11 protein-coding genes and 1 rRNA gene are annotated in these 14,072 nt (G+C 53.9%); all 12 read left to right on the forward strand.

Annotated elements, in window-relative coordinates:
- Positions 1-205 precede the first annotated feature (205 nt).
- On the forward strand, positions 206-1,234 hold the full coding sequence (locus tag AC3G2T_RS30195; protein ID WP_474684272.1) for an ABC transporter ATP-binding protein: 1,029 nt from the start codon (positions 206-208) through the stop codon (positions 1,232-1,234).
- The gene (locus tag AC3G2T_RS30200) at positions 1,227-1,943 is read left to right on the forward strand and encodes an ABC transporter permease subunit (RefSeq protein WP_474684271.1); all 717 of its coding nucleotides are present in this window, start codon (positions 1,227-1,229) and stop codon (positions 1,941-1,943) included. Before AC3G2T_RS30195 ends, AC3G2T_RS30200 begins: the two co-directional genes overlap by 8 nt.
- Positions 1,944-1,948: 5 nt before the next feature.
- Entirely contained in the window at positions 1,949-3,343 is a 1,395-nt protein-coding gene (locus AC3G2T_RS30205) for a GldG family protein (RefSeq protein WP_474684270.1), read from the forward strand.
- Entirely contained in the window at positions 3,340-4,275 is a 936-nt protein-coding gene (locus tag AC3G2T_RS30210; protein WP_474684269.1) for a DUF4340 domain-containing protein, read from the forward strand. The genes AC3G2T_RS30205 and AC3G2T_RS30210 overlap by 4 nt, the downstream gene beginning before the upstream one ends.
- Positions 4,276-5,190: 915 nt before the next feature.
- Complete coding sequence (locus AC3G2T_RS30215) at positions 5,191-6,390, forward strand: S-layer homology domain-containing protein (RefSeq protein WP_488437844.1); 1,200 nt, start codon at positions 5,191-5,193, stop codon at positions 6,388-6,390.
- 165 nt (positions 6,391-6,555) lie between these two features.
- Complete coding sequence (locus AC3G2T_RS30220; protein WP_474684267.1) at positions 6,556-6,789, forward strand: hypothetical protein; 234 nt, start codon at positions 6,556-6,558, stop codon at positions 6,787-6,789.
- A gap of 28 nt (positions 6,790-6,817) precedes the next feature.
- The gene (locus tag AC3G2T_RS30225) at positions 6,818-7,606 is read left to right on the forward strand and encodes a spore coat protein (RefSeq protein ID WP_488437845.1); all 789 of its coding nucleotides are present in this window, start codon (positions 6,818-6,820) and stop codon (positions 7,604-7,606) included.
- Between the two features lie 207 nt (positions 7,607-7,813).
- A complete protein-coding gene (locus AC3G2T_RS30230) occupies positions 7,814-8,275 on the forward strand; it encodes a hypothetical protein (RefSeq protein ID WP_488437846.1) in 462 nt (153 codons plus the stop codon).
- A 208-nt stretch (positions 8,276-8,483) separates the two neighbouring features.
- Positions 8,484-9,179 (forward strand): heptaprenylglyceryl phosphate synthase, encoded by a 696-nt coding sequence (gene pcrB, locus AC3G2T_RS30235; protein ID WP_488437847.1) that lies wholly within the window; start codon positions 8,484-8,486, stop codon positions 9,177-9,179.
- A gap of 4 nt (positions 9,180-9,183) precedes the next feature.
- On the forward strand, positions 9,184-11,541 hold the full coding sequence (gene pcrA, locus AC3G2T_RS30240; RefSeq protein WP_488437848.1) for a DNA helicase PcrA: 2,358 nt from the start codon (positions 9,184-9,186) through the stop codon (positions 11,539-11,541).
- A 29-nt stretch (positions 11,542-11,570) separates the two neighbouring features.
- Positions 11,571-13,592 carry an NAD-dependent DNA ligase LigA gene (gene ligA, locus AC3G2T_RS30245; protein ID WP_488437849.1) on the forward strand — a complete coding sequence of 674 codons (2,022 nt, stop codon included), beginning with the start codon at positions 11,571-11,573 and terminating at the stop codon, positions 13,590-13,592.
- Positions 13,593-13,948: 356 nt separating this feature from the next.
- Positions 13,949-14,072: ribosomal RNA gene (locus tag AC3G2T_RS30250) — 16S ribosomal RNA — on the forward strand; the annotation flags it as partial.

Below are 14,072 nucleotides of genomic sequence, written 5' to 3' on the forward strand. Positions count from 1 at the left end.
ATTTAGGCGGAAATATGTCCGGTCACTTTTCAAGATGCCATGGATTGGGCATGATGGGAGTATATCCCTCAAATTCCTAACTTTTTTCACATTTTAGACACAATTTTTTAATCTAATTTTCAGATTGGCTTAAGGTTGGCTTATTGTTGCAAAGGTATAGTGATGAGGGTTTCTATGAACGAGTGTATGAAATGGAGGGTCATTCATGCTTGAGGTCAAACAGGTCAGCAAGCTCTATGAGAACCAGCGCGGCGTGCATAACATCGATTTTTCGATGCAGCGCGGTGAAATCGTCGGCTTTCTCGGGCCGAACGGCGCCGGTAAAACTACAACAATGCGAATGATTACAGGATATGTCAACCCGACGCGCGGGCAAATACTTGTGGACGGGTTTTCGATGGCGGATCACCCGAAAAAGGCCCGCCGGAAGATCGGCTATTTGCCGGAGACCCCGCCGCTGTATCCGGAGATGACGGTGCAGTCTTACTTGAAATTTATCGCGAACCTTCGCGATGTGCCTGTCCGGGAGCAAAAGCTGCGCGTGGGCGAAGCTATAGAGAAGCTCGGATTGCAAGGACGCGAGAAGCAGGTCATCCGCGGCTTGTCCAAGGGCTACAAACAGCGCCTGGGGCTCGCGCAGGCGATTCTGCACAAGCCGGATCTGCTTATTCTGGACGAGCCCACGTCAGGGCTCGATCCGAAGCAGATCATCGAGATCCGCCAGCTCATCCGCGAGCTGGGCGAGAATCATACGGTGCTGCTGAGCACGCACATTTTGCCTGAAATCAACACGCTGTGCAACCGCGTGCTGATCATTAACGCGGGACGCGTCGTGCTCGACGAGCGTCCGGAAAATCTCGGCCGCACGATGGGCGAGACGTTCGAGGTATCGCTCGAGGTCAAGGGCCCGCGCGAGCGGATCATTGCCGAGCTGAGCGGCCTGGAAGCCGTGGCCGGCGTGAAGGAGCTCGGCGGCGCGGAAGACGTGTCGGACGAGTCCGCCGTATCCGGCATGGAGGCTTCCGAATCCGTGAAGCTGCTCGTGACGTCCGCAGACCGGTCCGATATTCGGGAAGCGCTGTTCTTCCGTCTGGCCGAGGCGGGCTACCCGATTTTGGAAATGAAGCGGGAAAGCTTGAGCCTGGAGGACATCTTCCTCAAGCTGACGACCGACGAGCCGGCAGCGCAGGATTCGGCTCACGATGGCGAAGAGGAGGTGGCCGCCGATGCGTAGAGTATGGGCGATTTGCTCCAAGGAGCTGCAAATGTATTTTTATTCGCCCGTTGCGTACGTGGCGTTCGCATTTTATGTGGTGCTGTCGAGCTTTTTCTTCTACGTCAATTTTGTCGCCGGACAGCCGCCGATTGTCGATGCTCGTTACGTGGTCGGCAACACTACTTTTATCTACCTGTTCATCATCCCGCTTTTGACGATGCGGCTCGTAGCCGATGAGTTCCGTCAAGGGACGGATGAGCTGTTATTGACTTCGCCGGCCGGGATCGGGGAAATTGTTTTCGGCAAATATTTGTCGGCATTGGTCGTACAATTAGGTCTGGTTGCCATCAGCCTGATTTATCCGCTCATCATGTCGGCATTCGGGACTCTCGACAAACCGATTTTATGGCTGTCGTATCTCAGCATGTTTTTGCTTGGCTGCGCGATGATGGCCGTCGGCTTGTTTGCGTCCAGTCTGACGAACAATCAGATGGTGGGCGGCATCGCCGGATTCGTCATTTTGCTGCTGCTGTGGCTGCTGGATTGGCTGGGCGACAGCTTTGGCGGCAAGCTGAAGGAGTGGGTCGGTCAATTTTCGCTGACCAGCCATATGGCGAATTTGCAAAAGGGCGTTTTGCACGGCGGAGACATTCTGTTCTACATCACGCTGGCAGCGGTGTTTATCGTGCTTAGCATACAAGTACTCGAAAGAAAGCGCTGGAGGTGAGAAGGGTGAACAAGTGGATACGGGGTACCAATGCGACTATTTTGTCAATCGCCGTTATCGGCATTTTCATCATTCTGACGATTTTTCTTCATTCGCTCAAAGGCTTCCAGATTGACTTGACGAAAAATAAAAGCTTCACGCTCTCCGACCAGACTGTGAACACGCTGAAAAATTTGAAGCAGGACATACACATCATCGCCTTCACGAATTCCGGCCAGCAAAGTGCGGATGATTTTCTCACGAAGCAGGTTACGGATTTGGCGGAAGAGTACAAAAAACAGACGAGCAAAATCACTTTCGACCAATACGACATGCTGAAGCAGCCTTCCATGGCGAAGCAGTACGGCGTCGATCAGAGCGGAACGCTTGTGTTCGAGATCGGTGACAAGAAGAAAAATATCAACTTTTACGAAATGTTCAACGGTCAGCAGGATGGCTCGTATACGTTCAGCGGGGAGGAAAAATTTACGCAGGCCATCAACAGCCTGACCTCCACGGAAAAGCATACCGTCTACGTGCTGTCCGGCCACCAGGAATACCCTCTTACCGCCATGAGCGTGCTCAGCAGCAGCTTGCAGGGTGAAAATTACGATGTGAAGGACCTTAACCTCTACCGCGAAGGCAAAATTCCCGATGACGCGCAAATGCTGCTGCTGCTCGGGCCTCAAACGGATTTGAACGATAAGGAAACCGAGCTGATTAACGCCTATTTGAAAGATAAAGGCAAAATTTATATTGCCCTGGGCTTTAACAAGGACATGGCGACGAAATGGAAAAATATCGATTCCATCATGAATACGTTCGGCGTTCAGGATCAGCATGCGGTGGCGATTGAAACGAAGCAAACTTCTTTGTTCGATCCGCTTACCATTATTCCAGAGTACGGTTCCCACGATATTACGAACAAATTGTCCAGCTACAATCTGGTGACGATCATGTCGCTCGCGATTGCGCTGAACTCGGATGAAAGCAATACGAACTGGACGAGATCGCTGCTGCTCAAAACGACGGACAAAGCTTACGGGGAAACGGACATTAATCTGCTGACCCAGTCCAAGACGAAGCAGGATGCGAATGACGTGAAAGGCCCTCTGAACCTCGGTTACGCGATCGCGAGCAAGGATAACAAGCCGAAGGCAGTCATTCTGGGCGGTTCCACGTTCCTGCTTGACCAGGATATTCAAAATCAGGGCAACAAAGACTTTGCTTTGAACAGCATCGGCTGGCTCCAAGAGCAAAAAGAGCAGGTTACAATCCGCCCGCGTGAAGGGGCAGCCATTCAGCAAGCCGTCATTACGGCCAGCCAGGCGAATACGATTTTCCTGACGACGGTAGTGTTCCTGCCGATTCTGTTCCTGGTCATCGGGGGCCTCATTTGGTGGAGGAGGAGACGGGGATGAAAAGGTTTATTCCTACGATTCTGTTAGTCGTCGTTTGCATCGGAGCGTTTTGGTACGCTTCGAGCAAAGACTTCTTTCGAGAGAAGAAAGAAGAACCGAAAGCCCTCGTTTCGATTCAGCAAGAGCAGGTGCAATCCTTAAGTTTGCATACGGCGCAGCAGCAGATCGAATTGAGCCGCAAAGACAGCGGCTGGGCTATGTCGAAACCGTCCGCAGTGCCGCTGAACACGAACCTGGTGAACAGCTGGCTTGATGCGTTCGGGCTGGTCAGCCAGGAAAAAGCAGTCGAAGACAACGCCGCGGATTTGTCCAAGTACGGACTGGATCAGCCGTCTCAAGTGTATGAAGTGACGATGAAGGACGGTTCCAAAAAAGGGCTGCAAGTCGGGGCGGCGCTTCCGATCCAAGGGTATTCTTACGTGAAAACGGAGAATTCACCGGCTGTTTATCAGGTTAGCGACCAGTCGCTGTCGCAGCTCAACAAGGCTCCTCTGGATTTCGCCGAGACGAGTCCGATTCTGTTCGACAACGACAAGGTGCAGAGCGTCAAGCTGACGTGGAAAGGCCAGACGTGGACGCTGACGAAGACCGACAAGGACAAGGTTACTACGGAGGCGAACTGGAAGCTGGGAGACAAGGAGCTGAAAGGGGCGGACGCCAGTCCGCTGCTCAATCAGCTGACCTTCCTGCATACGGCGCAGCTTCCGCAGCCTGCGGCGTCACAGCCGACGGCAGGCGGCGAACTTAAAGTGGAGCTCGGCCTGACTGCCGATGGCAAGGACACCACGGAAGTCTATGAAGGAAAGCTGAGCCAGGATCAAGTTTGGCTGGCCAAACAAGGCGGCGAGTGGTCCTACGCGCTGACCACCGCAGATGTGCAAAAATTGGCCGATGCCTACGCCGGCAAACCTGCGGGGACTGCATCGCCATAACCCCAAAACGACTACCTCCATACGGGAGGGTAGTCGTTTTTTTTGCTGGAGCGGCGCAGCCGGTCTTCCCGACGCTGACCTCTTCCCGGATAGCTGCTTGCACGGGGAGTAGTCATGAGGCGGCTTGGCGGGCCAGGCCGGGAGGAAAACCTGCGCGGATCGTGCGGGAATTTCCTGCGGAGCCCCAGCGCAACACCGCGTGCAGCACCCAGCGTGCGGTGCTGCGCTGCATGTCGGCGGTCGGCCGACCACATTGCTGCACAATTGCAGGAATTTATCGTGGCAAGCGCGACTTGGAGCAAGAACCTGCAAAAGCCAGAGTGTCGAGAAAGTCGCGACACACTTTCAGGGCTGCCGGAGGGGGCTTGATTTTAGAGTGCAGCCATATGTGTACGTGAAGCGGCTTGGCAAACTTAAAAGCCTGCGAAAGTGCAGGCTTTTTCTGTGCATGAAGCTCATTTTGAGGAAATGCCTGCAATTGTGCAGGAATTCCCTATAAAAATGGGCTTCAGCCCGCGCAGCAGCTTAAAAGCCTGCACATTTGCAGGAATTTTTCGCTGCAGGCGAATCAACGTGCAAAAACCTGTACTTTTGCAGGTTTTTCAGGCGCTAGCCCCGTAGTGAAGCCTACGCGAGCTTTTAGGGCAGCTGTTTGCCCGATTCCGGGTCTTTCCCCGAGCGTGGGCGCTCATCTTAGCAAGACCTGCGGTCGCGGTATCCCCCCGTTGGACCGCCGGGGCAGAATGTCGTCCCTTCGATGTCCGAACGGCAGAAAGAAGCCCACCGCTATATCTTCAGGAAATTATAGGAAAATGCTCATCAATCTTTCAGGCGGCATTCAGAGAGAATTCAGCGAAACCCGCTATTCTTTTCATTAGGAAGAAAAACTAACCAATGAAAAGGTGGCATAAAGTGATGAAATCTTTGAACAAACGCATTCTGACCGGCACCCTGCTTGCGTCCTTCTTGCTCGGCTCTGCGGGTATTTTGCAGCAGGCGGCTTTTGCCGCTTCGTCGGACACGGCGGCTGCCGGTGTTACTGCGGACGCATCGGCGTCCGCCGACGGCAAACGGCCTGAAGGGCCGGGACAAGGCCCCGGACAAGGCTCGGGTCAAATGGGGATGCCGGGAGGCGATCTTTTGAAAGAGGCAGCGACCATCCTTGGCGTCGAGCAGCAAACGTTAATGGAGTCTCTCAAGAACGGGCAGACTCTGGTTGAAGCTGCATCCGCTGCCGGCCTGACGGAGGACGAACTGCTGAGCCGTCTCGCAACGGCGATGACGGCGTCCATCCAGGCTGCGGTGACGGCCGGCACCATAACCCAAGAGCAAGCCGATAAACAGCTTGCCGATTTGTCCGATCGCTTGAAAACGCAGATCGAGAGCAAAGGCTTCGGAGACCGCCCCCAAGGTCAGGGCGGGCAAGGCGGCCAGGGTGGCCAAGGGGAACGCCCGGCCTCTCAGGGCGAAAAACCGGCCGGCGGCGAGAAGCAGCAGGGCAATAGCGCTTCTGCCGATGTCCAGTTGACGGATATCGATTCGCATTGGGCGGCTGCATCCATCAAGCATCTGGTGAGCAAGGGCATTTTGCAGGGCGATGATCAGAAGCGCTTTAATCCCGATTTTACCGTAACGCGGGAGGAATTGGCGGCGATGGTGGCGCGCAGCTTTAACCTGGAGAGCAGCTCGCAAGATGCAGCTTCCGGCACAGCCGATTTCAGCGATGTGCCGCAAAGCCGCTGGTCGTTCAAAACGATCGAAGCGACCAAAGATTATTTTGACGAGCAAAAAGACGACAGCGGCAAGCTGAGCTTCAAGCCGGCGGATGGGGCCAAACGGCAGGACGTTGCCGTCACGCTGGTCAAAGTGCTTTTAAAGCAAAATACCTCCTTGAGCCTGTTGGATGCCGACGCGGCGGACAAGCTGTTGAATGAACGATTTAAAGATGCCGCCAGCATTCCGGCAGAGCTTCGTCCTTACGCAGCCACCGCTGTGCAAAACGGTTGGATTCAGGGCAACGACCAAGGAAACTTCGCGCCGCAGCAAACGATTACCCGCGCTGAGGTCGCTGCTTTGCTGGAGCGCTTGCTCGGCACTGCCGACGCGGCGAACTAACCCATACGCAGAAGTCATAAACCGGGAGTTTCCCCCACAGAGGGAGAAGCTCCTTTAGCTTTTTTATGCCGGTGTTCATCATTCGGCGTATTTTTGCGTTCGTACATAAAGCGGAATAAATTGGGAATCCTACACCTAACAACGGAAAGGAGGGCCACGATCACTATGTACAATCAAGGAAATCAACAAGGAAACCAAGCCATTTCCGGCAAGGAACTCGCGTACATAACGGATTCGCTCAAGAACGAAGAGTTACTTACCAAGCTTTGCGTGCAAGGGGCTGTAGAATGCCAAAGCCAGTCTTTGAAACAAACGCTGTCCCAATTGTCGCAGGAACGTCTGCAAAACATCAGCACGCTGATCAACACGCTTCAGCAGCAAGCCGGCATCACTCACTAAACCCGCATAATCAGGAGGTGCAGAAAACGTGTTCCAACAAAATCCTTATCAACAGCAAGGTTTTGGCGCTCAGCAGCAGCAAAGCCAGGGCCAGCAAGTGTATTTGCAAGAACAGGATTTGGCCCAATTCGTTCTCTCCGAACTGAAAAGGACAGCCCGTGAATATACGACAGCGGCTCTGGAGGCGTCGAATCCGCAAATTCGGCAAACTTTCCAATCGCTGGTGCATAAAACTTTACAGGATCAAGCTGAGGTGTTTCAGGAAATTCAAAAGCTGGGAGGTTACGAAGTCCAGCCCGCACAGCAGCAGCAGCTTCAGCAAGAACTGCAAAAGCAAAGCCAATCGGCGGCTAAACTGCAGTCTTTCGTTCAGCAAAATTTGAGCAAGGCTCTCAACAACGCCGGCTCCCAACAGCAGCAACAGAACCAACAGAACCAACAGAACCAACAAAACCAGCAACACCAGTTCATGGCCGGACAGCAGCAGCAACAGCAGCACAATCAAATGCTCGCGCAGCAGCAAGCTTTTCAGCCCATTCAGACAATCCATGCGGCCGCCTACCCGAATGCGGTGCAAACTCAACATCTTTCGCAAAATGCGCAGCAACAGCATAGCGGCTACGGCAGCCAACAAGAGCAAGGCTTCGCGCAAGCCCAGGGCTATTCCGCATCCGATTACGGCATGAGCGGCAGCTCCAGCGCAGCCGGCAAGCCCAGCTATTATGCCGGTTCTGCGACCGCTTCCGGAGCGGGCGGGACAGCCGGAAAAGGCCAGCAGCCGAGTATGTCTGCCCGCAGCCAAACAGGCGGAGCCTAGTCGGCGGGTGTGAAGCGCACTTTTGCCTGAGAACTATCAAAAAGCGCCTTTGAGCTTGATTTTCAAGCACTCAGGCGTTTTTTGCGTGCTTGCCGGACAGGCTTTTCCGCAATGGCCCGAACTTTTCCAATAATCATGGTATGGAACCTGCTTGTCACACATATATAGATACAAAGGATGTCCAATTTAAGGGAAAAGGGTGTTGGGATGATGAAGAAACCGTGGATTTACGGCGCAGCTTCCTTGGCATTGCTCGGCATGCTAACGACAGCTTGCAGTTCCAAAGGAGAAGAGGAGGAGCTCACCTCGAAAATCTCTGCGCCAACCGGCCAAACGCAAACTTCAAACGGCAGCATCGCAAAGGCCGTGCATGCAGGCGTCGCTCCTTCCATCGATGCGCAAATTTCTCAAGACGGCCGCAACGCTACAATCAACTATTCCGTCAACAACTTAGCCTTGTCAACCGACCATATGGGTAAGCAAAATGTACAAGGAGAGGGCCACCTCCACTTATATGTGGACGGCAAGCAAAAAGCGATGCTGGGTACGGACGCGCCCGTCAAACTTACGAATCTGGCTACAGGCAAGCATGAGATCAAGCTGATGCTGCAGCAAAACGATCATAGCGATTTGAGCATCGAGAAAATTTTTAACATTGAAGTCAAGTAACGAAGGATCGGAAAAGAAAAAAACTGTCAAAGCGAACTAATGTTCCTAAACGATCGGATAAAGTCACTTCATAAGCGGTAAGCATGCATAGAACCGGATTCCTTAAAAAGGCGGGCATTTAGCCCGTCTTTCGCTATTTGACACGCCCTTTCGCGTAGCATAGACTGATGGTATTATGGCATAAGTGCCGCTAACCGGAGGGAAACTTTTGATCGTCGATATAGGCAAGTGGAGACATGTATTTAAGCTGGACCCCGATCGGGAAATTTCGGACGAAGCGCTGGACAGGCTCTGTTTGTCCGGTACGGACGCCATCATGGTAGGCGGCTCTACGGGCGTTACTTTTGACAATACCGTTGACCTGCTGGCCCGCGTCCGCCAATATGAAGTTCCGTGCGTGCTTGAAATATCGAATCGGGAGGCGATCGTGCCCGGGTTTGATTTGTTTCTTATCCCTGTGGCGCTGAATGCCGGCGACCCGCAATGGATCGTTGGCCACCATCACGATGCGCTTAAGGAATACGGAGCGATCCTGAACTGGGACGAAATCGTCACGGAAGGCTACATCATATTAAACGGCGAGGCAACCGCGGCGCAGCTCACCTCCGCACGTACGGAGCTTGATCGGAAAGACGTTACCGCCTATGCCAGAATGGCCGACAAACTGTTTCATATGCCCATCGTTTACTTGGAATACAGTGGAAAGTTCGGCGATATGGAGCTGGTGCGCCGCACCCGGAGCGTGCTGGAGCAAGCCCGTCTATTGTACGGAGGCGGCATCGACAGCGCGGAGAAAGCGCGCGAGGCGGCGGCAGCGGCGGATACCATTGTCGTAGGCAACATCATCTACAGCGATCTGGAGCAGGCGCTTCAGACCGTGAACTTCGATAGAACAGGAAGGTAAAGCTATGAACGAGACTGTGAACATTCTGGATGCGATCAAAAGGCTCAACCCGCAGCAGCGCAAAGCGGTAGAGTCCATAGACGGGCCCCTCTTGATCATGGCGGGAGCGGGAAGCGGCAAAACCCGCGTGCTGACGCACCGCATCGCTTACTTGATCGGAACGCGCAAGGCCGCCCCATGGAGCATTCTGGCGATCACGTTTACGAACAAAGCCGCAAGAGAGATGCAGGAGCGGGTCGGCAAACTGGTCGGCGGAGCCGGCAGCGACATATGGGTGTCCACGTTTCACTCCATGTGTGTGCGCATTCTTCGCAGAGATATTACAAGAATCGGATTTACTTCGAATTTTACGATTTTGGATTCGGGCGACCAGCTTTCCGTCATCAAGACTTGCTGCAAAGAGCTGAACATCGATACGAAAAAGTTCGAGCCCAAAGCGTTCCAGGCCGCAATCAGCGCCGCCAAGAACGAACTGGTGACCCCTCAGCAGTATGAGAACAAGATCGGGGACTATTTTCAAGGTCTCACCGCTAAAATTTACACCCTTTATCAGAAAAAACTCAAAAGCAACAATTCTCTCGACTTCGATGATTTGATCATGACTACGATTCAACTGTTCAAGGAAGTTCCGGAAGTGTTGGACTTCTATCAAAACAAATTCCAATATATACACGTTGACGAGTATCAGGATACGAACCGCGCCCAGTACTTGCTGTGCCAGATGATGGCGGACAAGCATAAGCGCATTTGCGTGGTAGGAGACAGCGATCAGTCGATTTACCGGTGGCGCGGGGCCGATATTTCGAACATCCTCAATTTTGAAAAAGATTACCCGAATGCGACAGCGATTCTTCTGGAGCAAAATTACCGCTCGACCTCGAACATCCTGCAGGCGGCGAACAAAGTTATCGCCAACAACAGCGGCCGCAAGCCGAAAAATTTGTGGACCGACAAAGAGGGCGGCAGCACGATCAAGCTGTACCAGGCCGATTCGGAGCATGAAGAGGGTTATTTTGTCACGAATGAAATTAACAAAAACCGCTCGGGCGGCAAAAAGTTTGCCAATCACGCTATCCTGTACCGCACGAACGCCCAGTCCCGGGTGATCGAGGAAATTTTGATCAAATCCGATATCCCGTATACAATCGTTGGCGGCGTAAAATTCTATGATCGTAAAGAGATCAAGGATATTCTCGCGTATTTGCGCCTGATTTCCAATCCGGACGACGACATCAGCCTGTCGCGGATCGTTAACGTGCCCAAGCGGGGCATCGGCGATACGACCATGGACAAGGTGGCCGAAATGGCGGGCCGCAGAGGCATTTCGCTGTACGCGATGATCGACGAGATCGATGCGCTGGAGATCAATACGAAAGCGAAAAACGCGCTGGCCGACTTCCGCGAGATGATCGGAAATTTGAGCCAGATGGTCGAATATTTGTCCGTCACCGAGCTGACCGAGAAAATGCTGGAAATGACCCAGTACCGGCTGGAGCTGCAGCGGGAAAATACGATCGAATCCAAAGCCCGCCTCGAAAATATCGACGAGTTCCTGTCCGTGACCATGGACTTCGAGAAGCGCAACGACGACAAAACGCTTGTTTCCTTCCTCACCGATCTGGCCTTGATCGCCGATATCGATACGATGGACAAAGACAAGGATGCGGACGAAAAGGATGCTGTCGTGCTGATGACGATGCACAGCGCCAAAGGTCTGGAGTTCCCCGTAGTGTTCATTATCGGGATGGAGGAAGGCGTCTTCCCGCATAACCGTGCGTTTACGGACGACGAAGAGCTGGAAGAGGAACGCCGCCTTGCCTACGTAGGCATTACGCGCGCCGAGGAAGATCTGTACCTGACGTGCGCCCGCATGCGCACGCTTTTTGGCCGCACCGCCTCCAACGCCCCATCGAGATTCCTCACCGAGATTCCGCAGGAACTCGTTGAGAACGTCTCGATGGGCGGAGGCGGGGGCTTCTCCCGAGCTGCGCGCAGCAGCTCGTGGGGCGGCAGCGGCGGCGGCTTCGGCGCCGCCGCCGGGACGGCGAGCCGCACGGCGTCCGGCTCGTCCGCGTGGGGCCAGCCGTCCGCCTTCGGCCGGACGGCATCCGGCGCGGCGGCGCCGGGCACTTCCGCAGCCGCCGCGCGTCCGGCTGCGCTCCGGGCGGTGCCCCCCGCCGCGGGCGGCCCGGTGCCGGACTACAAAGCCGGCGACAAAGTGTCGCACGGCAAATGGGGCATCGGCACCGTCGTTTCCGTCAAAGGCTCGGGTGACGACACCGAGCTGCAAATCGCTTTTCCCGCGCCGGTAGGCCTCAAGCGGCTGTTGGCCAAGTTTGCCCCGATCAAAAAGGAAACCTAATTTTTTCATATAGAGAGGAAGAGTCCGTAATGACAGATGCCATCGCGGCAATGAAAACCCTCGTTCAAGAAATTAACCGGCATAACCACAGCTATTACACGCAGGATCAACCGACGATTAGCGACAAAGAATGGGACGTGCTGTACGATAAGCTCGTTGCTTTGGAGCGGGAAACGGGAGTGATCCTGCCTGCTTCCCCTACGCAGCGGGTCGGCGGCGACATTCTCAAGGGCTTTGAGCCGCATCGTCATCTTTCCCGTTTGTGGAGCCTGGATAAGGCGCAGAACGCGGAGGATTTGCAGGCCTGGCATACGCGTGTGCTGAAGCTGATCGCCGACTACAACGGCAAAAACCCGGAGCAGCCGCTGCCAGACCCTTCTTTTGTCGTGGAACTGAAGTTTGACGGACTTACGTTGAACCTGACTTATTCGCAGGGGCAGTTGGTTCAGGCTTCTACGCGCGGCAACGGCGTCGTGGGCGAGGGCATTTTGGCGCAGATCAAGACGATCAAGTCGATTCCCCTCGAAATTCCCTACGATCAAGGCACGCTTGAAGTACAGGGCGAAGGCATGATGTTCCTTTCCGTTTTGGAGGAGTATAACAAGACTGCCGCGGAGCCGCTCAAAAATGCCCGCAATGCAGCGGCAGGCGCACTCCGCAACCTGAATCCGAAAATAACGTCGGAGCGGAAGCTGAACGCTTTCTTCTATAATGTCGGCTATTCGGATCAGATCCAGTTCCAAAACCATGCCGAGATGCTGCAGTTTTTGAAGGATAATCATTTTAAGGTGAGCGATCGGACGCGTTTTTTTGATTCTATAGAAGATGTTGCCGCCGAGCTGGAGCGGATTGCGGAAGAGCGGCTTGGTTTTGACTTTTTGATCGACGGAGGCGTCGTTAAGCTTGCGGACATGCGCACGAGGGATGTGCTCGGCTACACCGAGAAGTTCCCGCGCTGGGCGATAGCATTCAAATTTGAGGCTGAAGAGGCGACGACGGTTTTGCAGAGCGTTTCCTGGGAAGTCGGCCGTACAGGCAAAATCACGCCGCTCGCGAGAGTCGAAGCCGTCGATTTGGCAGGCGTTACCGTGCAAAACTGCACGCTGAACAACATCGGCGACATCGAACGCAAAAATTTGAAGCATGCCCTCGGCAGCCTCGTTTATATCCGCAGGTCGAATGACGTGATCCCGGAAATTCTCGGCAAAGTGACCGAGGAGAACGACGGCGAAGAAATCGTGTATCCTACGCATTGTCCGGCTTGCGGCAGCGAACTGGAAATGCGCGGCGCGCATCTGTTCTGCCTGAATCGTCTGGGCTGCAGCCCGCAGTTGATCGGGCGGATTACGCATTTTGCCTCGCGCGATGCGATGGATATCGAGACTTTCAGCGAAATGACCGCCGCTCAGCTTCATCAAGAGCTTGGCGTGCGCGATCCCGCGGATCTGTACTCCCTGCAATTCGAAGATCTCATCAAGCTGGACCGGTTCGGCGAGAAAAAGGCGAAAAATTTGCTGGAAGCTTTGGAAAAAAGCAAGTCCCGCGATTTGGCCGCGTTTCTTTACTCGCTCGGCATTCCGAACTCCGGCAAAACGACGACCAAAGTGCTGGCCGACCACTACCGCAGCCTGGACAAGCTGCTGGAGGCTACGCCGGAGGAGCTTATTACGCTCCCTGACGTAGGGGGGATTGTTGCCGAAAGCATCTATACGTTTTTCCGGGATCCGGTCATGATCGACAGCATTCAGCGCATGTTGGCTGCAGGGGTTAGCCCCGTGGCAGAAGAGCCGGCTGCCGCAGAGGCTAGTCCGGACAATCCGTTTTTCGGCAAAACGATTGTGCTCACAGGCACGTTAAGCACCATGGGGCGGGACGAAGCCGCTAAAAAGCTGGAAGCTCTCGGCGCGAAAATTACAGGCAGCGTATCGAAGAAAACAGATATCGTCGTAGCCGGCGAAAGCGCAGGCAGCAAACTGACAAAAGCGCAGGATCTCGGCATCCGGATCATTGATGATGAGCAGGAGCTGTTGCGGCTGTTAGGCGAAGCCTGATTCCCGGCTTCCTCCGGGGATGAAATATGAAGAACCTGTCGGACTGCAGCGTCCGGCAGGACCTTTGTTGTCCGAATGCATAGAAATGCAGGCGGGACGCGGTATTTCGAGGTGTAAGATAATGGATGAAAAAAGTTAGAAAAAGACGCTTGCATTTTGTTTTAAAAGCTGGTAGTATAAATACCTGTCACCACGTAAGCGACGCATTAACGCTTTAAATGACAGCAATAAAGCTCCTTGAAAACTGAACAAATAAATGAAGTATCAGCAAGGTTGAGCAATCAACCAAAACAAGAGATTGCAAAATCTCGTCAGCTTTGAAATTGAGCTATTCAGCTTAACAAATAGGTAGTACCTTTTTGGAGAGTTTGATCCTGGCTCAGGACGAACGCTGGCGGCGTGCCTAATACATGCAAGTCGAGCGGTCCCTTCGGGGATAGCGGCGGACGGGTGAGTAACACGTAGGCAACCTGCCTGCAA

Source organism: Paenibacillus sp. sgz302191 (assembly GCF_057749925.1).

Bases quoted from the DNA above. Each gene is read 5' to 3' on its own strand.
- AC3G2T_RS30195 (WP_474684272.1), top strand. From the start codon at position 206: ATGCTTGAGGTCAAACAGGTCAGCAAGCTCTATGAGAACCAGCGCGGC.
- AC3G2T_RS30200 (WP_474684271.1), top strand. From the start codon at position 1,227: ATGCGTAGAGTATGGGCGATTTGCTCCAAGGAGCTGCAAATGTATTTT.
- AC3G2T_RS30210 (WP_474684269.1), top strand. From the start codon at position 3,340: ATGAAAAGGTTTATTCCTACGATTCTGTTAGTCGTCGTTTGCATCGGA.
- AC3G2T_RS30215 (WP_488437844.1), top strand. From the start codon at position 5,191: ATGAAATCTTTGAACAAACGCATTCTGACCGGCACCCTGCTTGCGTCC.
- AC3G2T_RS30220 (WP_474684267.1), top strand. From the start codon at position 6,556: ATGTACAATCAAGGAAATCAACAAGGAAACCAAGCCATTTCCGGCAAG.
- AC3G2T_RS30230 (WP_488437846.1), top strand. From the start codon at position 7,814: ATGATGAAGAAACCGTGGATTTACGGCGCAGCTTCCTTGGCATTGCTC.
- pcrA (WP_488437848.1), top strand. From the start codon at position 9,184: ATGAACGAGACTGTGAACATTCTGGATGCGATCAAAAGGCTCAACCCG.
- ligA (WP_488437849.1), top strand. From the start codon at position 11,571: ATGACAGATGCCATCGCGGCAATGAAAACCCTCGTTCAAGAAATTAAC.